Source organism: Streptomyces krungchingensis, from assembly GCF_054729265.1.
Genome location: NZ_JBPUKY010000001.1, coordinates 2,265,814 through 2,285,894 on the forward strand (window position 1 = coordinate 2,265,814; position 20,081 = coordinate 2,285,894).

19 protein-coding genes are annotated in these 20,081 nt (G+C 73.6%); 8 read left to right on the forward strand and 11 right to left on the reverse strand.

Annotation, left to right across the window (positions count from 1 at the left end):
- Positions 1–138: 138 nt before the first annotated feature.
- Complete coding sequence (locus ACSYGO_RS10170) at positions 139–1,542, forward strand: MFS transporter (protein WP_426678783.1); 1,404 nt, start codon at positions 139–141, stop codon at positions 1,540–1,542.
- On the opposite strand, the gene ACSYGO_RS10175 is transcribed toward ACSYGO_RS10170, so the two are convergent.
- From ACSYGO_RS10175 to ACSYGO_RS10190, 4 genes are all read right to left on the reverse strand, one after another.
- Positions 1,504–2,349 (reverse strand): spermidine synthase, encoded by an 846-nt coding sequence (locus ACSYGO_RS10175; RefSeq protein ID WP_460386526.1) that lies wholly within the window; start codon positions 2,347–2,349, stop codon positions 1,504–1,506. The genes ACSYGO_RS10170 and ACSYGO_RS10175 overlap by 39 nt on opposite strands.
- Before the next feature lie 105 nt (positions 2,350–2,454).
- Positions 2,455–3,297, reverse strand: coding sequence for a patatin-like phospholipase family protein (locus ACSYGO_RS10180; RefSeq protein WP_460386527.1), 843 nt, complete (start codon positions 3,295–3,297; stop codon positions 2,455–2,457).
- A 126-nt stretch (positions 3,298–3,423) separates the two neighbouring features.
- On the reverse strand, positions 3,424–4,593 hold the full coding sequence (gene tuf / locus ACSYGO_RS10185) for an elongation factor Tu (protein ID WP_345658199.1): 1,170 nt from the start codon (positions 4,591–4,593) through the stop codon (positions 3,424–3,426).
- A 317-nt stretch (positions 4,594–4,910) separates the two neighbouring features.
- Entirely contained in the window at positions 4,911–5,645 is a 735-nt protein-coding gene (locus ACSYGO_RS10190) for a DNA alkylation repair protein (RefSeq protein WP_426678785.1), read from the reverse strand.
- 49 nt (positions 5,646–5,694) lie between these two features.
- On the opposite strand from ACSYGO_RS10190, the gene ACSYGO_RS10195 reads away from it, so the two are divergent.
- Positions 5,695–6,495 carry a TVP38/TMEM64 family protein gene (locus ACSYGO_RS10195; protein WP_460386528.1) on the forward strand — a complete coding sequence of 267 codons (801 nt, stop codon included), beginning with the start codon at positions 5,695–5,697 and terminating at the stop codon, positions 6,493–6,495.
- Between the two features lie 504 nt (positions 6,496–6,999).
- Here ACSYGO_RS10195 and ACSYGO_RS10200 read toward each other — a convergent pair.
- The gene (locus tag ACSYGO_RS10200; RefSeq protein ID WP_426678787.1) at positions 7,000–8,169 is read right to left on the reverse strand and encodes a thiolase family protein; all 1,170 of its coding nucleotides are present in this window, start codon (positions 8,167–8,169) and stop codon (positions 7,000–7,002) included.
- Positions 8,170–8,271: 102 nt separating this feature from the next.
- On the opposite strand from ACSYGO_RS10200, the gene ACSYGO_RS10205 reads away from it, so the two are divergent.
- Positions 8,272–8,733, forward strand: coding sequence for a winged helix-turn-helix transcriptional regulator (locus ACSYGO_RS10205; RefSeq protein WP_426678788.1), 462 nt, complete (start codon positions 8,272–8,274; stop codon positions 8,731–8,733).
- Positions 8,734–9,036: 303 nt separating this feature from the next.
- Here the strand turns inward: ACSYGO_RS10205 and ACSYGO_RS10210 are convergent, their stop codons facing one another.
- From ACSYGO_RS10210 to ACSYGO_RS10220, 3 genes are read right to left on the reverse strand one after another with little or no spacing between them, the layout of a single operon-like run.
- Positions 9,037–9,765: a cupin domain-containing protein gene (locus ACSYGO_RS10210; RefSeq protein WP_426678840.1), complete on the reverse strand. Its 729-nt coding sequence runs from the start codon at positions 9,763–9,765 to the stop codon at positions 9,037–9,039.
- The gene (locus ACSYGO_RS10215; RefSeq protein WP_460386529.1) at positions 9,759–10,700 is read right to left on the reverse strand and encodes a DUF6807 domain-containing protein; all 942 of its coding nucleotides are present in this window, start codon (positions 10,698–10,700) and stop codon (positions 9,759–9,761) included. Before ACSYGO_RS10215 ends, ACSYGO_RS10210 begins: the two co-directional genes overlap by 7 nt.
- A complete protein-coding gene (locus ACSYGO_RS10220) occupies positions 10,697–11,968 on the reverse strand; it encodes a Gfo/Idh/MocA family protein (RefSeq protein ID WP_460386530.1) in 1,272 nt (423 codons plus the stop codon). The genes ACSYGO_RS10215 and ACSYGO_RS10220 overlap by 4 nt, the downstream gene beginning before the upstream one ends.
- A gap of 333 nt (positions 11,969–12,301) precedes the next feature.
- Between ACSYGO_RS10220 and ACSYGO_RS10225 the strand changes: the two genes are divergently transcribed.
- Positions 12,302–13,177, forward strand: a complete 876-nt coding sequence (locus tag ACSYGO_RS10225) for an undecaprenyl-diphosphate phosphatase (protein ID WP_095932875.1) — start codon at positions 12,302–12,304, stop codon at positions 13,175–13,177.
- Between the two features lie 162 nt (positions 13,178–13,339).
- Positions 13,340–13,519 carry a hypothetical protein gene (locus tag ACSYGO_RS10230; protein WP_426678791.1) on the forward strand — a complete coding sequence of 60 codons (180 nt, stop codon included), beginning with the start codon at positions 13,340–13,342 and terminating at the stop codon, positions 13,517–13,519.
- 282 nt (positions 13,520–13,801) lie between these two features.
- Here the strand turns inward: ACSYGO_RS10230 and ACSYGO_RS10235 are convergent, their stop codons facing one another.
- Entirely contained in the window at positions 13,802–14,542 is a 741-nt protein-coding gene (locus ACSYGO_RS10235) for an SDR family NAD(P)-dependent oxidoreductase (RefSeq protein ID WP_435226485.1), read from the reverse strand.
- Between the two features lie 239 nt (positions 14,543–14,781).
- Here ACSYGO_RS10235 and ACSYGO_RS10240 point away from each other — a divergent pair, with 239 nt between their 5' ends.
- Positions 14,782–15,276 carry a nuclear transport factor 2 family protein gene (locus tag ACSYGO_RS10240; protein ID WP_432186730.1) on the forward strand — a complete coding sequence of 165 codons (495 nt, stop codon included), beginning with the start codon at positions 14,782–14,784 and terminating at the stop codon, positions 15,274–15,276.
- Positions 15,277–15,505: 229 nt separating this feature from the next.
- A complete protein-coding gene (gene lnt / locus ACSYGO_RS10245; RefSeq protein WP_432186729.1) occupies positions 15,506–17,101 on the forward strand; it encodes an apolipoprotein N-acyltransferase in 1,596 nt (531 codons plus the stop codon).
- On the opposite strand, the gene ACSYGO_RS10250 is transcribed toward lnt, so the two are convergent.
- Positions 17,019–17,930, reverse strand: a complete 912-nt coding sequence (locus tag ACSYGO_RS10250; RefSeq protein WP_426678795.1) for a Gfo/Idh/MocA family protein — start codon at positions 17,928–17,930, stop codon at positions 17,019–17,021. The genes lnt and ACSYGO_RS10250 overlap by 83 nt on opposite strands.
- Before the next feature lie 16 nt (positions 17,931–17,946).
- Complete coding sequence (locus ACSYGO_RS10255; protein WP_435226515.1) at positions 17,947–19,155, reverse strand: FAD-dependent monooxygenase; 1,209 nt, start codon at positions 19,153–19,155, stop codon at positions 17,947–17,949.
- Between the two features lie 263 nt (positions 19,156–19,418).
- Between ACSYGO_RS10255 and ACSYGO_RS10260 the strand changes: the two genes are divergently transcribed.
- A complete protein-coding gene (locus ACSYGO_RS10260) occupies positions 19,419–20,009 on the forward strand; it encodes a TetR/AcrR family transcriptional regulator (protein ID WP_432172255.1) in 591 nt (196 codons plus the stop codon).
- Positions 20,010–20,081: the final 72 nt, after the last annotated feature.

The following is a 20,081-nucleotide window of genomic DNA, read 5'->3' on the forward strand; positions in this document are numbered from 1 at the left end:
CGCCCCCGCCCGAGCGCGCATTCCCGCGTCCTTCCCGGCCGCCGCGCACCCGCGCGGCGGCCGGGCGGCGACCCGGCGCTGTCCGACAGCGGTCTAATCGGTTTGGCAAGCAGTGGCTCCTGCGGCGATAGTCAGCCGGTGAACACTGCCGCCGACTCCCCGCGCCACCTGCGCCGTCCCTCCTGGGCGGGCCGGAACTACACCCTCCTGACCGCCGCCGCGGTCGTCACCAACCTGGGCAGCCAGGGCGCGCTGATCGCCGCCGCCTTCGCGGTTCTCGAATCGGGCGGCGACGGCGGCGACGTGGGTCTGGTGGCGGCGGCCCGGACCCTGCCGCTGGTGCTCTTCCTGCTGATCGGCGGTGCGGTCGCGGACCGGCTGCCGCGGCATCGGGTGATGGTCGCGGCCAACGCCCTCAACTGCGCGTCCCAGGCCGTGTTCGCCGCCCTGGTGATCAGCGGTGACGCCCAACTGTGGCAGATGATGCTGCTGTCCGCGCTCGGCGGCACCGGGCAGGCGTTCTTCAACCCCGCGGCGGAGGGCATGCTGATGTCCTCGGTCGCCGGGGAGCAGGCGAGCCGTGCCTTCGCGATGTTCCGGATGGCGATGCAGGGCGCGGGGCTGGGCGGCGCGGCCCTCGGCGGCGCGCTGGTGGCCGTCCTCGGGCCGGGCTGGGTGCTCGCCGTGGACGCGCTGGCGTTCGCGCTCGCCGGAGCGCTGCGCTCGTTCCTCGACGTCAGTCATATTCCGCCGCGCGAGCCCGGCGGCGGGCTGCTCGCCGATCTCCGCGACGGCTGGCGCGAGTTCGTCGGCCGGCCCTGGCTGTGGACGATCGTCGCGCAGTTCTCCGTGGTCGTCGCGGTCGTCGGCGCCGCGGACGCCGTGTACGGTCCGCTGGTCGCCCAGGACAGCCTCGGCGGCCCGGGTCCATGGGGCCTGGCCCTCGGCGCGTTCGGTGCCGGAACCGTCGGCGGTGCGCTGCTCATGACCCGCTGGAAACCCCGTCGGCTGCTGCTCGCGGGCACGCTCTGCGTCTTCCCGCTGGCCCTTCCCGCCGCCGCGCTCGCGATCCCCGTGCCGGTGGGCCCGCTGTGCGCGGTGATGTTCGCCAGCGGTCTGGCCATCGAGGTGTTCGGTGTGTCCTGGATGACCGCGCTGCACCAGGAGATCCCCGAGGACAAGCTCTCGCGCGTCTCCGCGTACGACTGGTTCGGGTCGATCGCCATGGTCCCGCTGGCCACGGCGCTGGCGGGCCCCGTCGAACAGGCCGTCGGGCGCACGACCGCCCTGTGGGGCTGCTCCGCGCTGGTCGTGCTGGTCACGGCGGCGGTGCTGTGCGTGTCCGACGTGCGGAACCTGACGCGGCGGACGAAGGAACTGGCGCACGGCGCACCCGGGCGCGGGTCCTGCACGGCACCCGGTGAGACGGCCGTGGCGGACGGCCTGACCAAGGCCGCGGCCGCGGCCGGCGGTTCCCCCGCGGCGACGGCCGCTGGGGCCGGGTCAGCCGATGCCGAAGGCTCCGGCGGGCGGCTCGGGTGAGGGGACCGCGTCCTCGTCACGGACGGGTTCCGCGGCGCCGGTGAACTCCCGCAGCGCGGGGCCGTGTTCCACCCGCGCGGGGAAGGCGTCGGCGGCCGTCCGCCGGGCGAGGGCGGCCGTGTCGAGGGGGCGGTGGGAGGCCACGAGCACGGCGTTGCCGAAGCGGCGGCCGCGCAGCACGCCGGGTTCGGCGATGAGGGCCAGCTCCTCGAACACCGCGGAGAACGTGGCGAACTGGGAGCGCAGGAAGGCGAACGGCGCGGCATCGGCGAGGTTGGCCAGATAGACACCGTCGGCGCGCAGCACCCGCTCGGCGGCGCGCGCGTACGCCAGGGTGGTCAGATGCGCCGGTACGCGTGAGCCGCCGAAGACGTCCGCGATCAGGATGTCCGCGGAGTCGGGCGCCGCCGCTTCGAGCCAGGCCCGGGCGTCGGCGCCGTGCAGGTCGACATCGGCGTCCTCGGGCACCGGCAGGTACTCGCCGACCAGGGAGAGCAGGGCGCGGTCGGCGTCCACCACGTCCTGCCGGGAACCGGGCCGTGTCGCGGCGACGTAGCGGGGCAGGGTGAGCGCCCCGCCACCGAGGTGCAGGACGTCCAGCGCCCGGCCCGGCGCCGCCACCGTGTCCAGCACATGCCCGAGTCGGCGCGTGTACTCGAACTCCAGGTGCGTCGGCTCGTCGAGATCGACGTACGACTGCGGCGCGCCGTCCACCGTCAGCAGCCATGCCCGTTTCCGGTCGATGTCGGGCATCAGCTTCGCGGTGCCGTGATCCACGGCGCGCGTCACGGGTATCGGCTCGTCCACGCGTCCATTGTGCCGTGGCGGCCGGGTGCGCAGGGCACGCGCCCTTGGCAGGGCGCGGCATTCGGCCCGGCGGTCGTGTGCCGGGACGTCCGGGAGCCGCTCGGCTCAGGCCCGCCAGACCTCGGCGATCCGCGCCGCGTGCGCCGGGGCCTGCGCGCGTCCGGCCTCGGCCGCCGCTGCTCTGGCCGTGGGGTCCAGCGGGTTGCGTCCGAAGGACCGCCGCGCGGTGGCACTCGGGGAGACGACCGCGACCTGTGCGCCGTCCTCGGTCAGCCCGCGGCCCTGGTCGGCGGCGGAGACCAGGGGGCCGCCGCCCGTCGCGATCGGGGCGAGCACGACGACGCGGCCGTACCCGGCGGCGAGGTGGGCGTTGGCCGGTGAGTGGGTGCCGCCGTCCATCCAGCGCCGGCCGTCGGCGGTGACCGGCGGCCACGCCCCGGGCACCGCGCAGCTCGCGGCCATGGCGTCCGCGAGCGGCACGCCGCTGTCCTTGTCGAAGACCCGCAGCTCGCCGGTCGCCGTGTCGACGGCGGGCATCCGCAGCGCCCGCTCGGGCCAGTCGTGCGAGACGAGCCGGCTCTCGATCGCGGTGCGCCGGGTCGCCTCGTCGGCGGTGCTCGCCGCGAGCGCCATCCTGCCGATCTTCCGGCCGTACTCCTCGGGGGTGCGGGAGGTGAACGTCGCCCAGGCGTACCGCAGGTAGGCGCTCGCGGGCAGGCGTGCCGCGACCTCACCGCTCTGGGGGCCGAGTTGGCGCCGGTACAGCTCCAGCGGGGTCAGTGCTCCGGAGGCCAGCTGGGCACCGACGGACGCGCCCGCCGACGTACCGATCACCACGTCGGCGTCGCTCAGGTCGACGCCTTCCTCCGCGAGGCCGTGGAGCATTCCGGCGAGCCAGCCGATTCCCCCGCTGCCCCCGCCGCCGAGCACAAGTGCCTTGTCCGCCACGGTGCTTCTCCCCTCGACGACACTGCCACGACACCGTCCGCGATCAGTCTCGCGCACGGCACCGGCAGCGCGACGAGCGGGTGTCCGCCCCCTCTCAGGGGCGGGCACCCGCCGTCCCGGCGGCGGTCAGCCGACCGATGTCACCGTGCCCGCGCCGACCGTCCGGCCGCCCTCGCGGATCGCGAAGCCGAGACCGGGCTCCAGCGGCACGTCGCGGCCGAGCTCCACCGTCATGGTGACGGTGTCGCCGGGCCGGGCCACCGCCGTCGCGCCGAGGTCGACGTCGCCGACCACGTCCGCGGTGCGGATGTAGAACTGCGGCCGGTATCCGGTGGAGACGGGGGTCGTGCGCCCGCCCTCGCGTGCCGACAGCACGTACACCTGCGCCGTGAAGCGGCGACTGGGCACGACGCTGCCGGGCGCGGCGACGATGTGCCCACGCCGGACCGCGTCGCGGGGCACCCCGCGCAGCAGCAGCGCGACGTTGTCACCGGCCTGGGCCTCCTCCATGGGCTTGCCGAAGGTCTCCAGGCCGGTGACCACCGTGTCCACTGCCGCGCCGAGCACGTCGACGCGGTCTCCGACACGGATCGTGCCGCGCTCCACGGCACCGGTGACGACCGTGCCGCGTCCGGTGATGGTGAGCACGTTCTCGACCGGCAGCAGGAACGGCGCGTCGAGGTACCGCTCGGGCATCGGCACATAGGTGTCCACCGCGTCGAGCAGGGCGTCGATCGCCGCCGTCCATCGCGGGTCCCCTTCCAGTGCCTTGAGGCCGGAGACCCGTACCACGGGTACGGAGTCGCCCCCGTAGCCGTGCGCGGAGAGCAGTTCGCGGACCTCCAGCTCCACCAGGTCGGTGAGCTCCTCGTCGCCCGCGTCGGCCTTGTTGAGGGCGACGACGATGTGGTCGACGCCCACCTGACGGGCGAGCAGCACGTGCTCGGCGGTCTGCGGCATGATCCCGTCCAGCGCGGAGACGACGAGGATCGCCCCGTCGAGCTGGGCCGCGCCCGTGACCATGTTCTTGACGTAGTCGGCGTGGCCCGGCATGTCCACATGGGCGTAGTGCCGGGTGTCGGTCTCGTACTCGACGTGCGCGATGTTGATGGTGATGCCGCGCGCGGCCTCCTCCGGCGCCCGGTCGATCCGGTCGAACGGTACGAAGGTGCCGGATCCGCGCTCGGCGAGCACCTTGGTGATGGCGGCGGTCAGGGTGGTCTTGCCGTGGTCGACGTGCCCCATGGTGCCGATGTTCAGGTGCGGTTTGGTGCGCACGTAAGCCGTCTTGGGCATGGCTGTACCTCGAAGCCTCTTCAGTGTCGGCGGAACCGAGTGATGGCCCCGGCGCGAACGGCCGGGACGGGGACCCCAAGGACTCGCCGACCCTCCCCCTGCGGGGTCCGCCGGACGATCCGGGAAGGGTCAGCTTCGGGCGCCGTCTGCGGCTGCCACGACGATCGGGACGGCAGCCTTCGGCGCATCCGTGACTGCGGATGCTGCGAGGAGGAAGGCGTACCGGAACATGGGGAGATCATCTCCGACGCGTCCGTCCGCGTCGAATGGTTTTCGGTGCGGGGGCGGCGGGTGGTGCGGCAGGTGCCCCTGGGGTGTCAGGGGCCGACGTTCTTGAGCGCCTCACGCACGGACAGCGGAGCGAGAGCGCCGCGCTCGCGGGCGACGAAGTCCCGTACCGCCCCGGGGTCCGTCTTCGCGTACTCGCGCAGACTCCAGCCGATCGCCTTGCGGATGAAGAAATCGGGGTGCCCGGCCCGGCGGGCGCAGTACGCGAAGAGCCGCGCGGTGTCGGTGTCCTCCTTGTAGCGCAGCTGGTGGAGCAGGGCCGTGCGCGCGACCCACAGGTCGTCGTCCTCGATCCAGGCGTCCATGTCGGCCTTCAACTCCGGGTCGGCGGCCACCAGTCCGCCCACCACGTGCGCGGCGAGCGCGTCGACGGTGTCCCACCACGGGACGGTGCCGACCAGGTGGCGGGCCACCGGCAGGAATCCCGACGACAGCCGTTTCACGTGGCGGCGCAGGAAGTCGACGGCGAAGTAGTGGTATTCGCGCTCCGGCAGCTCCCAGCAGCGCAGGGCGAGCGCGGTGCAGTCCGCTTCGTCGGGGCGCGCGGTGCCCGCCAGGACGGTCCGCGACAGGGCGCGGCGGCCGGGCGTCGTCAGACCGAGGAAGGGGGCGACGTCCTTCATGTACGCGCGCATCGACGCGGCCCGGTCGGGGTCGGCCGCCGCGGAGTAGGTGGCGGTGAGACGCGGCAGTACGGCGTCCGCGAAAGCGCTGCTCGGCGTCGCGAACCGTGCACCTGACGTTCCGGAAGCTGTGACGCCCATGAGACGAACCATACGGCGATCACACACATACGTCGGTTAGTGTCACCGAATGCTCGATGCCACCACCCGCTCTGGGGGCACCGCCACGGCCACTCCCCGGGCCGCCGCCACGGAGCTCGCCCTCACCACCGAATCCACCGCCGCCGCGCCCGCGGCACTGGTCGCCGGGCGCACCCGGCCGGCCGGCTGGTGCGGCAGAGTGCTGCTGTCGCCCTGGTCGCGGTTCTCGCTCCTCGTGGCGCTGCTCGCGGCGGCCGCCTCGACCGTTCTGCTGTTCGAACCACAGCGCCTGCTGGCCGACGGCTGGCCACCGCACCTCGGGGGCGCGGCGGCCGCCGCCGCGTTCGCCGTGGCGTACGGGCTGTGCACGGTCGCCTTCGTGCCCCGTCCGCTGCTCAATCTCGCGGCGGGCGCCCTCTTCGGCTCCCAACTGGGCCTGGGCACGGCGCTCGCGGGCACGGTCCTGGGTGCCGGGGTCGCCTTCGGGCTGGGCCGGGTGCTCGGGCAGGACGCGTTGCGTCCGCTGCTGCGCGGCCGTTGGCTGAAGGCCGCGGACGGTCAGCTCAGCAGACACGGGTTCCGCTCGATGATGGTGGCCCGGCTGTTCCCCGGGGTGCCGTTCTGGGCCGCCAACTACTGCGCGGCCGTCTCCCGCATGGGCTGGATGCCCTTCCTCCTCGCCACCGCGCTCGGTTCGATCCCGAACACGGCCGCCTATGCCGTCGCCGGGGCGAGGGCCTCGACGCCGACGTCGCCCGCGTTCCTGATCGCCATGGGCTGCATCGCGGTGCCGGGTCTCGTGGGCGCGGTGGTGGCGTGGCGCAAGCGGCACCATCTGCGCGGCGCCTGACCGCACCATCTGCGCGGCGCCTGACCGCACGGCCGTACTCGGGCGCACGCGGCCGCCTCATGCGGGTCGCGTCCGCCCGTGCGGCGGCCGGAGCCTTTGCGGCCCCTGCCGCGTACGGCGGCGGGCCGTAACGGCTCGCGCCGCGTGCGCGCGGTACCCGGCACGGCGGTTCGCACCGTCCGCGGAAACCGGCCTCGGTGGTCCGCATCGCCGCGAAAACCGACCGCGGCAGTTCGCGCCGTCCGCCGAAACCGACCGCAGCAGTTCGCATGGTCCGTGGAAACCCACCGCGGCGGTTCGCACCGTCCGCAGAATCCGGCCTCTCTGGCTCGCACCACCCGCGGGCACCGACCACGGAGGTTCGCAGCGCCGACCGACGCCGCACCCCACGACCCGGCGGACGCCCGGCCTTCCCGCGCCCCGCCGTGGCGCCCGACCGCGGCCGTTCGCCTCGCACCGGCCGGGCAGGAGCAGCTCAGGTGGCCTGCGGAGGCCCGGGGCGCACTACAGCGCTTCGATCACCATCGCGTTCGCGAGGCCGCCCGCCTCACACATCGTCTGGAGTCCGTAGCGGGCACCGCGGGTCCTCATCGCGTGGACGAGCGTGGTCGTCAGACGGGTACCGCTCGCGCCGAGCGGGTGGCCGAGCGCGATGGCGCCGCCGTGCACGTTGACCTTGGTCAGGTCGGCGCCCGTCTCCTGCTGCCAGGCGAGGACGACGGCCGCGAAGGCCTCGTTCACCTCGAAGAGGTCGATGTCGCCGAGGGACAGTCCGGCCGAGCGCAGCACCTTCTCGGTGGCCGGGATGACGCCGGTGAGCATCAGCAGCGGGTCGGAACCGGTGACGGCGAAGCTGTGCAGCCGGGCGAGCGGGCGCAGGCCGAGGCGGGCCGCGGTCTCGCTCGACATGATGAGCACGGCCGACGCGCCGTCGTTGATGGGGCTCGCGTTGCCCGCGGTGACGCCCCAGTCGATCTGCGGGAAGCGCTCGGCGAAAGCGGGGTCGTGGTACGCGGGCTTGAGCCCGGCGAGTATCTCGGTGGTGCTGCCGGGCCGGACGGACTCGTCGCGCGTCACGCCCTCCAGGGGGGCGACCTCCGCGTCGAACAGGCCGCCGTCCCAGGCCGCGCCCGCCTTCTGGTGCGAGCTCACCGCGAAGGCGTCCATCTGCTCGCGCGAGATGCCCCACTTGGCGGCGATGAGTTCGGCGCTGATGCCCTGGGGGACCAGGCCCTCCGGGAAGCGTGCGGCGACTCCGGGCCCGAAGGGGTCCTTGCCCGCCGGCACGTTGGACCACATCGGGACGCGGCTCATCGACTCCACACCGCAGGCGACGGCGATGTCGTACGCGCCCGACATGACGCCCTGCGCGGCGAAGTGCACGGCCTGCTGCGACGAGCCGCACTGGCGGTCCACGGTGGTCGCGGGCACGGTCTCGGGGAATCCGGCGGAGAGCACGGCGTACCGGGTGGTGTTCATGGCCTGCTCGCCGACCTGGTCGACGGTGCCTCCGATGACGTCGTCGATGAGCGCCGGGTCGACCCCCGAACGTTCGACGAGGGTCCGCAGTGTGTGGGCGAGGAGCTCCACCGGGTGGACGTGGGCGAGGGAGCCGTTGGGCTTGCCCTTGCCTACGGGAGTGCGTACGGCTTCGACGATGACGGCGTCACGCATGTTCGATCTCCAGACTCACTGAGTTTGCTTTCCAAACCCGCTAAGTGACTCAAGAGTAGCTTAGTAGGTTGGATATTCCAACCCACCCGGTAGACTGGCGGCATGAAGGACGCACGCCCCTGCTCGATCGCCGACACCCTGGCCCTGGTCGGCGAGAAGTACTCCCTGCTCGTGCTGCGCGAGGTGTCACTGGGTGCCCGGCGGTTCGACCAGCTGGTCCGCAACATCGGCGCCCCGCGCGACGTGCTGACGGCGCGCCTCAAGCGCCTCGTCGACGCCGGCGTACTGGAGAAGGTCGAGTACAGCGACCGCCCGAAGCGCTACGAGTACCGGCCCACCTCGTCCGGCCTGGAGCTGGTGCCGGTCCTGATGACGCTGATGGCCTGGGGCGACCGCCATCTGCACGCGGACGGTGACCGCCCCATGGTGATCGAGCACAACTGCGGCAATGAACTGGTCCCGCAGGTCGTGTGCGCCGAGTGCCGCGAAGATGTCCACCAGCATGACCTCACGGCCCACCCGCAGGCGCCCGGCTGGACGGTGACGGGCCCCGCGGTGGCCTAAGGGCTGTCCCGTGATCCCCGGCGGGCGCACGACGACAGCTACGGCACCTCGCCGGGTTGTCGGATCGCCGGCATACGCCCAGTACGAGGACGACCGCCCCCTGCCTTCGGCGGGGGACCCCCACCGCCTTGCGATGCACCACATCCGACGCCGCGCGCTGATCCACCAGGGATCACGGGACAGCCCTCAGGCTCCACCACCGCACCGCACCGCACCGCGGAGCCGACAGGGGCCGTGGGACTGGGACGGTCGGCGCCTCCCCGGCCGTCACGGCGCGTCCGGGCAGCCCACGACCGGGACCCCTCAGTCGTTCCCCTTGTAGACGTCGAGCCGCCCGCACATGCCGAACCGGCCGTGCGCGGACGGCTGTTCGGCCCGGACGGCGGCGTCGGCCAGGTGCGACGCGTCGCCGCGCCCCAGCCGGTCGAGCTGGTCCCCCGTGACCGCGGCCGCCGCCCCGGCACCCCGCCGCCACCGCTCGCGCCACTCCGCGAGGCGGGGCCGCACCAGCCGCGCCGCGGCCCGGTGGAACGCGGCGAGCGGCTCGGGCCCGTCCGCGTCGCGCAGCGCCCGGTAGCCGTCGAGGGCCAGGTCCCGCCGGGCGCGGGCGAACCGGGCCTGCTCCTCCTCCGACGCGTCCACCGGGATCACCGTGGCCGCCGCGTACGTCTCGGGATCGGTCAGGTGCTCCGGGGGCAGCGTGAGGACCGCGTCGCCCGCCTCCGGCAGTCCGCCGTTCTGCATGAGGACCGTGATGCGCAGGTCGCCCTCGTTGACCAGCCGGTGGATCGTGCCGGGAGTGAACCACGCGACGGTGCCGGGCGCGAGCGGCGTGACCTCGTACCCCGAGGTGGTGAGCGTCTGCACCGCCCCGCGCCCTCCGGTGACCACGTACGCCTCCGAACACGTCAGGTGCACATGGGGCGTTCCCCCGCGCACGCCGTCGGCGGCGGGCCAGTCGTACACGCGGAGGTGCGAGACGGCCACGGCTCCGGGCAGCCCGGCGAAATCGGCGGTCGCGGCGCTCACCAGGGGTGCCCTTCCAGGTACTTGGCCACCTCTGCGGGCCCCCAGGCACCGTCCGCCACCACCACCCGGTAGCGCCGGGTCAGGGTGTCCCCGGGCGCGAGCTCCAGTTCGTCGAAGAAGGCGAGCGAGGGGGCGACGGCGGCGAAGGGCTCGTTGCGGACGAACCAGTGGGCCGGATGCCCGCCGCGGGCCCCGGCGTGATCGTTCTCCGGGGCGTGCGCGAAGACGAGCGTGGCGTGCCCGTCGGTACCGTCGTGCTCTCCCGAGTACGCGATCCAGGGTGCCTGCCGTCCCATCAGCGCGGGCCCTTCGGCCTCGGGTCCGATGACCCGCCCGCCGCGGAAGGCGCGCGGCCCGCGCCAGAACAGGCCGGTGTAGCCCGCCATCTCCCGCCCCGCGGTGGTCGGACTGCCGAAGCGCAGGGGCTCGGTGCGGCGGTTGGTGACCGCGGTGGACCAGGTCAGTGCCCAGGAGCCCGTCTCCGGGTCGATGTCGTGCACCTCGATGCGCCGCTCCTCGTCGGCCCACAGTTCACCGTCGTACGGATGCCACGTGAGCCGCTCCGCGATCACCGCGCGGCCCCCGCCCGAAGCCACCTCGTCGAACGCGACGTGCGCCATCGACCCGACGCGCTCCGGGAGTTCGCGATAGCCCTGCCCGTGGACGTACGTGTTGCCGCCCCACAGGTTCTGGCCGGAGAGGTGCGAGGCCGTCATCTGCAGGCCCTTGTGCCAGCGGTGGTCGTTGGGCCGGTAGTCCGTGACGACGTCGCCGGCCAGCGTCCGGAGCGGATGCAGATACGGCTTCGGGGCCTCCCAGGCGGCCTCGGGCCGGTAGACGTAGCTCAGCAGCTCGACACCCGTGGTGGCGTCACTGATCGTGATGCGGTCGTCGTGCGCGTGGACGACGCGCGGGCCGTCGGCCGGTGCTCCGGTCATGCCGACACCTCCTGCCCCGCGCCGGGCGTGGTCTCCCCTGTCGCCCCGCCTGGTCCGGACGGATCCGGCGCCTCGCGCGGGCCCGCCGCCGTGTGCGCGCCGGGCGCGGCCGGGGCCCAGCCCGGGGCGCCGCCGTGCAGGGCCGTGTAGTACGGGTCGCCCGGGCCGATCTCCCCGGCCCGGACGGTCGTGTCCGTGAACGCGGACTTGTACAGCGCGCTGATCAGTTCCAGGCTGGTCCGCCCGTCGGCACCGCTGCTGCGCGGCCGTTCACCGGCGCGCATGCTCGCGACCAGGTCCCGCAACTGCGCGAGGTGCGAGCTGGGCACGTCCTCACCGAAGTCCCGCCAGCCCGCGGCCTCCGCGTCCGGCACGTCCGGCGCCGGCGTGATGCGCCAGTTGTCGTTCCGGTGTCCGTACAGGTGGGTGAGCTCCACGGTGGCGCGTTCGCAGTCGACACGGATGCGGCTCACCTCGTCCGGACTCAGCACGCTGTTCACGACGGTGGCCAGCGCGCCGCTCTCGAAGCGCACGAGGGCGGTCGAGACGTCCTCGGTCTCGACGTCGTGCACCAGGCGCCCCGCCATGGCGCGCACCTCGCTCCACGGGCCCAGCAGATCGAGCAGCAGATCCATCTGGTGGATGCCGTGCCCCATAGCGGGCCCGCCGCCCTCGGTGGCCCAGCGTCCCCGCCAGGGCACGGCGTAGTAGTCGGCGTTGCGGTACCAGGTGGTCTGGCAGTGCGCGACGAGGGGCCGTCCGAGGGCACCCTCGGAGATCAGCCGTCTGACGTGCCGGGCGCCGGATCCGAACCGGTGCTGGAAGACGATCGAGGCGTACGGACCGTGGGCGTCGCCCTCCGCCGCCTCGACGGCGTCGAAGTCGGCGAGCGTCGGGACGGGCGGCTTCTCGCACCACACCCAGGCGCCCGCGCGCAGCGCCGCGACGGTCTGCTCACGGTGCAGGGTCGGCGGGGTGCAGACGGCGACCAGGTCGGGTCGCTGTTCCTCCAGCATCCGGTCCAGATCGGTGTAGGCGTGCGGGATCCCCGCCGCGGCGCAGAAGTCCCGCACGGCCTCCTCGGCGATGTCGACCGCGGCGACGACCTCCGTCTCGCCCTCCTCGGCGAGCCGGGCGAGCGCGGGGTGGTGGCTCCCGCGCGCGATGGCGCCCGCGCCGACGACGGCCGCTCTGATGCGGCGGCCCGCGAAGGGGGTGACCGCCGGGCGGCCCGGGAGGGTCTCGGTTGCGATGCGGGGTGTGGGCATGGACCTGATCAGCACTCCATCGGACGCGACGCCGGACGTTGGCCAACGCTTGTCGGCACCGGGTGGAGCCAGGCCGGAGCAAGCGCTTTCCCTCGTGCCGCAACGTATGCGGCGCCGCAGCGGCCGGTCAACACCCCGACCGAGCCCGGGACAAGCACCGCACAGCCGCGGCCGGTGCCCGCCGCCGACCCCTCGCGCCCGCCGCTGCGAAGCCCCTGTGGCCGACCTGTCACCCGCGGGCGCTACGCTGCCCTCATCGCCCGTGATCACCACACAAGCGTCACGGCGCGCCCATCGCCCCTTCCACGATCAGCACTTGGACCACGTAACTTCATGTCTTGGTTTGAATCCCTCATCCTCGGACTCGTCCAGGGGCTGACCGAGTTCCTTCCCGTCTCCTCCAGCGCGCATCTGCGGCTGACGGCGGCCTTCGCCGGCTGGAAGGACCCGGGCGCGGCGTTCACCGCGATCACCCAGCTCGGCACGGAAGCCGCGGTGCTGATCTACTTCCGCAAGGACGTCGGCCGCATCCTCTCGGCCTGGTTCCGCTCGCTCACGAACAAGGCGATGCGCCGGGACCACGACGCCCAGATGGGCTGGCTGGTGATCGTCGGCTCGATCCCGATCGGCGTGCTCGGCGTGACGCTCAAGGACCAGATCGAGGGACCGTTCCGCGATCTCCGCGTCACCGCGACGATGTTGATCGTGATGGGTGTGGTCATAGGCATCGCCGACCGGCTCGCCGCACGCGACGAGACGGGCGGCAGGCACCGGGCGGCCAAGCAGCGCAAGACACTTCAGGACCTGAACGCCAAGGACGGTCTGCTGTACGGCGTCTGCCAGGCGATGGCCCTGGTCCCCGGCGTCTCCCGGTCAGGCGCGACGATCAGCGGCGGCCTGTTCATGGGCTACACCCGTGAGGCGGCGGCCCGTTACTCCTTCCTCCTCGCGATGCCGGCCGTGCTCGCCTCCGGCACCTTCGAGCTGAAGGACGCCACCGAGGGCGGTCATGTGTCCTGGGGCCCGACGATCTTCGCGACGATCATCGCCTTCACCGTCGGCTACGCCGTCATCGCCTGGTTCATGAAGTTCATCTCCCACAAGAGCTTCATGCCGTTCGTCTGGTACCGGATCGCGCTCGGCATCGTCATCATCGCGCTGGTGACGACAGGCGCGCTGAGCCCGCACGCGGCCGAGTCCGCGGGCTGATCCGGCGGCCCGCCGCGCAGCCGGGACACGCCGTCCTGTGGGGGTGACGTACGGTTCACCGCCCCGCGGCACGGCGCCCGGCCGTCGGCCGTGACGAAGCGCATACGGGATGAGTAGCGGTCCGGTAGCGCAGTGTCAGTCCTTGGCCCTACGCTTGTGCGCATGTCCCCCGATTCCACACCCTCTGGTTCCGTGCGGTCTGCGGCCGCGTTAAACGAGCAGATCCGCGCCCTGTGGACCCGCGCCGGCGGTTCCCTGTCCGCCCAGGAGCGCGCGGAGTACGAGCTGCTCGTCGTGAGGTGGGCGGCGGCGATCCGGGGCGAGGTCGTCGAAGCCGCCTGACCGGCCCGCGTACGGCCCGGCCGCACACCGCCCGCGGAGCCCTGGACGCGACCGGGGCACTCTCCCGGAGCCCACGCTCCATGAGCCCCTCCGAGGGCCGCCCGCCCGAGGCATCCTCCGAAGACCGCCCGTCCCGACGCCGCTCGTGGAATCCGGGCAGGCAGCCTCGGCCCAGCGGCCCGTGTCCGGGACCCCGGTGGCCCAGCACCCTCTGACCGACCGGTCGACGTCGGCCGGACCGCATCCCCGGGTCGGCCGCCCCGCGCCCTTCACCCGCCCCCGTCACCTTCCTCCGGACACCCGGAGCACCGCCCCCGTCGTGTACGACGCCTCGGGGGACATCAACCACGCGATGGCGGCGGCGATTTCGTCGGCCGCGCCCACGCGGCGCAGCGGGATCGACGAGGCGGCCCGCTCGGCGCGGCCCGGGTCTCCCATCGTCGCGTGCATCTCCGTGTCGATCATCCCGGGCGCGACCGCGTTGACGCGGATGCCGTCGGGGCCCAGCTCCTTGGCCAGCCCCGTCGTCAGCGCGTCGACGGCCGCCTTGGTGGCCGCGTAGTGCACGAACTCTCCGGGGCTGCCCAACGTGGCGGCCGCCGAGGACACGTTGACGATCACACCGCTCCCCCAGGCGGCCATCGAGCGGGCGGCGCGGCGCGAACAGAGCAGCGTGCCCAGCAGGTTGACCTCCACCACCCTGCGCAGATCGGCGGGGTCGGCGTCCGCGAGTCTGCCCAGCGGACCGGTCACTCCGGCGTTGTTCACCAGGCCGGTGACCGGGCCGAGCCGCTCCGCAGCCGTCTCGAAGAGCCGGTCCACGTCGTCCTCGTCGGACGTGTCCACGCGGACGGTCGCACAACGCGCTCCGGCCGCGCGCACGGCGGTCGCGGTCCACTCGGCGGCCTCGCCGTCACTGACGTACCCCACCACCACGTCGTGCCCGTCCGCCGCGAGGCGCCTGCACGTGGCGGCTCCGATCCCCCGACTGCCACCCGTGACGATCGTGACCGGACGTGCCATAAGAGCCTCCTCGCGTCGGGAATCGGTCGCCTTCGACCGCATGCGGATCACCCACGATCCCAGACCGGCGGACGCCCCTGCCGGGAAGGGAGCGTCCCGGCGCGGGGGCGAGCGCCTCTCTCCGGCGGGCCTGCGGCCGCCCCGGCCGTGGCAGAGGCCCGCCGGGCGACCTCGAAGCGGCCACCGAATGTCGCCGCACGCCCCTTGGCGTGGCACGCCCCGTGGCCAACACTGAGCCGATGACGCAGCGTGTGGAGCTCGCCACCGTGATGGACAGGCTCGCCGTGGACGGACTCGTCACCGAGTACGCCGTGGCCGTGGACGACGGCGACTGGGAGGCGTACCGAGGGCTGTTCACGGCGGACGGACGCGCGGACTACCGCTCGGCCGGCGGCATCGAGGGAGACGCCGCGCACATCGCGGAGTGGCTCGCCCGGAGCATGCAGCTGTTCCCCATGCGGCAGCACCTGATCGTGAACCGCCGGGTCCGGTTCGGGATCCTCGATCAGGACACCGGCGACACGGCACGGGTGCAGGCGGACTACATCAATCCCATGCGGTTCGCGACACCGGACGACGCCTCGTCGGGACCGGACGGGGGTTCCACCGCGCCCGACTTCGTGTGCGGCGGCCGGTACGCCTTCGGTCTGGTGCGTACGGACGACGGCTGGCGGCTGCGGGAGGTGGTCGTCCAGGAGAAGTGGCGCCGCACCCCGGCGCCGACGTCCACGTGAACCCGTGAGCTCACGGGCCCCGGCGCCCACGGGCGGCCCGCCGAACTCCTGACGGCACGGGCGGCCCGCCGAACTCCTGATGGCACCGGCGCCTCCGGAGTCCCTGACGTCCGCCGCGGCTTCCCGAACCCCTGAGGTCACCGCAGGAACGCGCGCCGTCCGAGGCGCTCTGTCGGAGATCGCCGAGGGCGCGCACACTGGAAGTACCACCTGGGGAGGGAGGCGCTGTATGCAGAGGCCGGACGGTCTGCCCGGTCGGCTCGGGCCGTGGCTCGGCTCTCCATGGCGGCGCGGGGTCCTCGCCGCACTGGCGGGCGCACTGCCCGTGTTCGCCTTCCCCGCCCCGTCCTGGTGGTGGTTCGCATACGTCGCGCTGGTGCCCTGGATCCTGCTGGTCCGCTCGGCACCGACCGGGAGACGGGCCGCGTACGACGGCTGGCTCGGCGGGCTCGGCTTCATGCTGGCCGTGCATCACTGGCTGCTGCCCAGCCTGCACGTGTTCACGGTGCTGATAGCGGCACTGCTCGGGCTGCTGTGGGCCCCCTGGGGCTGGCTCGTGCGGCGGTTCCTGGCGGGGGCGCCCTCCGCGGGCCATGTCGCCGCCGCGCTGATCGTGCTGCCCTCGGGCTGGCTGATGGTCGAACTCGCGCGCTCCTGGCAGGGATTGGGCGGCCCGTGGGGTCTGCTCGGGTCGAGCCAGTGGGAAGTGGCGCCCGCGCTGCGGCTCGCCTCGGTCGGCGGTGTGTGGCTGCTCAGCTTCCTGGTGGTGGCGGTCAACGTCGCCGTCGCCGTCCTGATCGCGGTGCGCCGGTCCCGCGTGCCCGCCGTGGCCGGTCTGGTCGCGACCGCGGCCGTGACGTCGGCGGCGTGGGTGTGGTCACCGCGCCCGGACGTCGACGGCCGGGTCAGGATCGCCGTCGTGCAGCCGGGCGTCGTGGACGGCATCGGGAGCGGAAGCGAGCGGTTCACGCGCGAGGAGGCCCTCACCCGCACGCTCGCCGGGAAGGACGTCGACCTCGTCGTGTGGGGCGAGAGCAGTGTGGGCTTCGACCTGGCGGACCGCCCCGACCTGGCGGACCGGATCGCCGCGCTGTCCCGGCTGACGGGCGCCGACATCCTGGTCAACGTCGACGCCCGCCGCTCGGACCGTCCGGGCATCTACAAGAGCTCGGTCCTGGTCGGCCCGCAGGGTCTGACCGGTGACCGCTACGACAAGATGCGGCTCGTCCCCTTCGGCGAGTACGTGCCCGCGCGTTCCCTGCTCGGCTGGGCGACCTCGGTGGGCAAGGCCGCGGGCGAGGACCGCCGGCGCGGCAGCGAGCAGGTGGTGATGAACGTGGGGCACGGGCTGCGCGTCGGCCCGATGGTCTGCTTCGAGTCAGCCTTCCCCGACATGAGCCGGCACCTCGCCCAGGACGGCGCCGGGGTGCTCCTCGCCCAGTCGTCGACGTCGACGTTCCAGCACAGCTGGGCGCCCGAGCAGCATGCCTCGCTCGCCGCGCTGCGGGCCGCGGAGACGGGACGCCCGATGGTGCACGCGACCCTGACCGGCGTCTCCGCGGTCTACGGGCCGAGCGGCGAGCGCATCGGCTCCTGGCTCGGCACGGGCTCGCACGCGGCGACGGTGTACGAGGTCCCGCTGGCCCGCGGGGTCACCCCGTACGTCCGGTTCGGCGACTGGCCGGTGTACGCGGCCCTGCTGGTGCTGGCGGCGCTGTGCGCGACGGAGGGCGTCCGCGCGGTCAGGCTGCGGCGGTCCGTTCCTCGACCTCACGTACCACCCGCTCGCACAGTTCGTGGGTGGCCAGCGCGTCACGGGCGCTGAGCACCTTGCCCGCGCGCACGGCGTCGAGGAAGGCGAGGACCACCTGCTCGATGCCGCGCTGCCGGGCCACGGGGACCCAGTCGCCGCGCCGCCGCACGGTGGGCTGGCCCTTGTGGTCGATCACCTCGGCGAGGTTGACCACCTGACGCTTGGTGTCCTGGCCCGAGACCTCGAGGATCTCCTCGTTCGAGCCGCTGAGGCGGTTCATCACACCCAGGGCGGTGAATCCGTCGCCGGCGAGCTGCAGCACGACGTGGTGCAGCAGTCCGTCCTCGACCCGGGCCCGCACGGTGACGTCGTCGACCGGCCCCGGCGCCAGGAACCGCAGGGTGTCCACGACGTGGATGAAGTCGTCGAGGACCATCGTGCGCGGCTCCTCGGGCAGTCCTATGCGGTTCTTCTGCATCAGGATCAGCTCCCGCGGGTGGTCGGCGCACTGCGCGTACCCGGGTGCGTAGCGCCGGTTGAAGCCGACGGCGAGGCTGACGTTCCGCTCCTCCGCCAGCCGGACCAGCCGCTCCGAGTCGGCGAGCCGGTACGCGAGGGGCTTGTCGACGTACGTCGGTACGCCGGCCTCCAGCAGTCGCGTGACGATCTCCGGGTGAGCGACGGTGGCCGCGTGCACGAACGCCGCGTCGAGGCCCTGCGCCAGCAGGTCCGCCAGGTCGGTGTGGCGCTGCTCCGGCGGCAGGCGCAGGCCGTCGGCCACCCGGTGGAGCGTCTCGGGCGTGCGTGTGTGCAGGTGCAGTTCGATCCCCGGCTGCGCTCCGAGCACCGGCAGATAGGCCTTCTGCGCGATGTCGCCGAGTCCGATGCAGCCGACCTTCACTGAGCTCTCCTCGCGTTCAGGTGCCGGCTCCGGTGACCGGCTCGGGCGCGGCCGGACGGGTGGCCGGCGCGGCCTCGACGGAAGCATACGGCCGCTGCGGCGGTCGCCAGTCGGCGATGCCGTCGAAGCCCCGCAGCAGGAGCCCGGGCCCGGCCTTGGACAGCGCGGCGAGAGCCGCGTTGCGTACGGCGATGCCGGCGCGGTTGGTCATCATGTCGATCCGTGCCACCTGGACGGCCTTGCGGGCGACGGCGGCGGTGCGCGGCGCCCGGACCGCGGAGTAGGCGGCGAGGTCGACGGCGTCCGGGCCGGCGTGATGGGCGAGGACGATCGCGTCCTCGACGGCCTGGTTGCCGCCCTGCCCGAGGGTCGGCGGCATCGCGTGCGCCGCGTCGCCGAGGAGGACCGTCCGGCCGTGGTGGAAGGCCGGCAGCGGTTCGGCGATGTGGTGGACGTCGTGACGCAGCACGTGCCCGGGATCGGCGGCGGCGATCAGGGCGGGGATGGGGTGGTGCCAGTCGCCGAACCGCCGCAGGAGTTCCTGCCTCTCGTCGTCGGCGGCGCGCTGCCCGGCGGGGGCGAGAGCGGCGCCGTACGCGTAGATCCTGCCGTCCTTGAGCGGTTGGGTGCCCCAGATGCGGCCCCTGCCCCAGGTTTCGTGGGCGTCGAAGCCCTGCCGCGGTGCCGGGCTCACGATCCGCCAGGTGGTGAAGCCGGAGTAGACGGGCCCGGGATGCGCGGGGAAGAGCACCTGCCGCACACCGGAGTGGATGCCGTCGGCGCCGACGACCAGTTCGGCCTCCAGGCCGCCGTCCGCGGTGGCGACCAGGGCGGGGCGGGCGGTGTCGCCCGGGTCGGCGAGCCTCGCCTCGGCCGCCGTCCGGACGGTGTCCTCGGGGAGCCGGGCGACGAGCCGTGCGACGAGCTCGGCGCGGTGCACGACCACGAGCGGGCCGCCGAAGCGCTCGGCGAGGGCGGAGGCGCTGGTGCGGGACACCCAGCGCCCTTGCGGGGTGCGCATCCCGCCGTCCCCCTGCCAGGCGGCGAGTCCCCTGATCTCGTCCCCCATGCCGATCACATCGAGGGCGCGGAGCGCGTTGGGTGCCAGGGAGATGCCCGCGCCGACCGGCGTCAGCGAGCGGGAGCGCTCCAGGACGGTGACCTGCCAGCCGCGCAGGCGCAGGGCCACGGCCGCGGTCAGGCCGCCGATGCCTCCTCCGACGATGACGGCGCGGGGCCGGCCGGGCGGTTCCGCCGTGGCGCTCTTCGCGGCGGCCCGGGAGTCGGTGGGCTGCGCCACGGTTCCTGCCGCTTCCGTTCCCGCGGCCACCGGCCGCGCCGGAACCTCGGACACCTCGGGCATGGCTCCTCCTGGCCCTCAGGGGTCATCACCCGACTGCGACGACCGCGCACACCAGGCCACTACACCTGTAGTTGCCCGGCACCTCGACCGTACTACAGATGTAGTGATCCCGATAGGTTGGTCCCATGCCCGTACGCAACACCGGCGCCGGTCGCGCCGAACTGATCGCCGACACCGCGCTGGGCCTGCTCGCCGAGCGCGGGATGCGCGGTCTGACCCATCGCGCGGTCGACGAGGCCGCCGGGCTCCCCCAGGGCTCGACCTCGAACCAGGCACGCACCCGGCTCGCCCTGCTGGAGGCCGCCGTACGGCGGCTCGCCGAGCGTGAGGCGCAGGTGCTCACGCCCGACGAGATGCCGGACCCGCTCGGCGGCCCCGATGCCCTGGCCGACGGACTCGCTCTCGCCCTGCACCGCTATCTGACCCGCCATCGTCAACTGCTCGTCGCCCGCTACGAGCTGGCACTGGAGGCGACCCGGCGCCCCGAGCTGCGGGAGTTCTTCGACGCGGCGGGGCGGCGCTTCCGGGACCCGCTGACCGCGCTGGTCACGGCCGCCGGGTCGAGCGCCCCGGACCGGCACGTGCTGTCCCTGGTCGCCTGGTGCGACGGGATGATGTTCTCGTGCGTGGCCGGCTCGTTCCACGACGCGGTGCCCGGGATCGAGGAGCTGCGCACGAGCTTCCGCGAGCTGTTGCGGGGAATGCTGGCATCCTGATCCCGGGCCGCCCGGCGAGCCGTGCGCAGGCGGTCGGTTTTCCGGCGTCCGCGCCCATCGGAGGAACGGAAG

Coding starts and splice junctions, on each gene's coding strand:
- ACSYGO_RS10220 (WP_460386530.1), bottom strand. CDS start 11,968: ATGCCCACACCCCGCATCGCAACCGAGACCCTCCCGGGCCGCCCGGCG.
- ACSYGO_RS10230 (WP_426678791.1), top strand. CDS start 13,340: ATGTCCCCCGATTCCACACCCTCTGGTTCCGTGCGGTCTGCGGCCGCG.
- lnt (WP_432186729.1), top strand. CDS start 15,506: ATGCAGAGGCCGGACGGTCTGCCCGGTCGGCTCGGGCCGTGGCTCGGC.
- ACSYGO_RS10215 (WP_460386529.1), bottom strand. CDS start 10,700: ATGACCGGAGCACCGGCCGACGGCCCGCGCGTCGTCCACGCGCACGAC.
- ACSYGO_RS10260 (WP_432172255.1), top strand. CDS start 19,419: ATGCCCGTACGCAACACCGGCGCCGGTCGCGCCGAACTGATCGCCGAC.
- ACSYGO_RS10240 (WP_432186730.1), top strand. CDS start 14,782: ATGACGCAGCGTGTGGAGCTCGCCACCGTGATGGACAGGCTCGCCGTG.
- ACSYGO_RS10195 (WP_460386528.1), top strand. CDS start 5,695: ATGCTCGATGCCACCACCCGCTCTGGGGGCACCGCCACGGCCACTCCC.
- ACSYGO_RS10235 (WP_435226485.1), bottom strand. CDS start 14,542: ATGGCACGTCCGGTCACGATCGTCACGGGTGGCAGTCGGGGGATCGGA.
- ACSYGO_RS10200 (WP_426678787.1), bottom strand. CDS start 8,169: ATGCGTGACGCCGTCATCGTCGAAGCCGTACGCACTCCCGTAGGCAAG.
- ACSYGO_RS10205 (WP_426678788.1), top strand. CDS start 8,272: ATGAAGGACGCACGCCCCTGCTCGATCGCCGACACCCTGGCCCTGGTC.
- ACSYGO_RS10190 (WP_426678785.1), bottom strand. CDS start 5,645: ATGGGCGTCACAGCTTCCGGAACGTCAGGTGCACGGTTCGCGACGCCG.
- tuf (WP_345658199.1), bottom strand. CDS start 4,593: ATGCCCAAGACGGCTTACGTGCGCACCAAACCGCACCTGAACATCGGC.
- ACSYGO_RS10225 (WP_095932875.1), top strand. CDS start 12,302: ATGTCTTGGTTTGAATCCCTCATCCTCGGACTCGTCCAGGGGCTGACC.